1 protein-coding gene is annotated in these 885 nt (G+C 58.4%); it reads left to right on the forward strand.

Features of this window, described 5'->3' with window-relative positions:
- Positions 1–92 precede the first annotated feature (92 nt).
- Positions 93–885, forward strand: a 793-nt coding sequence (locus tag ACHAC9_RS24475) for an IS110 family transposase (RefSeq protein WP_435764410.1), incomplete at its 3' end; no start/stop codon positions are given.

Raw genomic sequence — 885 nt, forward strand, 5'->3', positions numbered from 1 at the left:
GGTTCTAATGGGATGGACGTCCGCTTTCAAAATGGCATGCGAATGCCACAATGAGGAGTGATTCCACTTCGTCATCGAAAGGAGCGACCATCATGAAGATCACGACAGTTGGCATGGATTTGGCAAAGCAGGTGTTTCAGGTACATGGGGTGGATGCGCAGGGCACGGCGGTATTGCGCAAGAAGCTGGAGCGCTCGAAGGTACTGGAATTCTTTGTGAATTTGCCGCCGTGCCTGATTGGCATGGAAGCCTGTGGTAGTTCGCACTACTGGGCGCGCAAGCTCCAGGCCATGGGGCACGTCGTCAGGCTGATGGCGCCACAGTTCGTCAAGCCCTACGTCAAGACGAACAAGAATGACGCGGCCGATGCCGAAGCCATCTGTGAGGCCGTGGCCCGGCCCAGCATGCGCTTTGTGCCGATCAAGACCGACGAGCAGCAAGCCATCCTGTCAGTGCACCGGGTGCGCCAGAGTTTCGTGAAGGCGCGTACTGCCCAGGCGAACCAGATTCGCGGCCTGCTTGCCGAGTTCGGCGTTGTGATTCCACAGGGGATAGCTCACATTGCCAAGCGTGTGCCGCAGTTGATCGAACAGCCCGAGTTGCCTGACAGTTTCCGACTATTGTTACAGCGGCTGTACACGCACTTGAAGGAGCTGGACAAGCAAGTCGACGAGCTAGAGGCTACGATCGCGCACTGGCATCGCGAATCGGACCTGAGCCGCAAACTGGCTGAAGTGCCCGGGATTGGCCCTATTACAGCTACGGCTCTGGTCGCATCAGTCGGTGACGCGAAGAACTTCAGGAACGGCCGGCAGCTGGCGGCATGGCTAGGTCTGGTGCCAAGACAGCACGCCAGCGGCGGCAAGTCAGTCTTGCTGGGCATTA

The organism is Massilia sp. CMS3.1, from assembly GCF_051262535.1.
Taxonomy (GTDB): domain Bacteria; phylum Pseudomonadota; class Gammaproteobacteria; order Burkholderiales; family Burkholderiaceae_D; genus Telluria.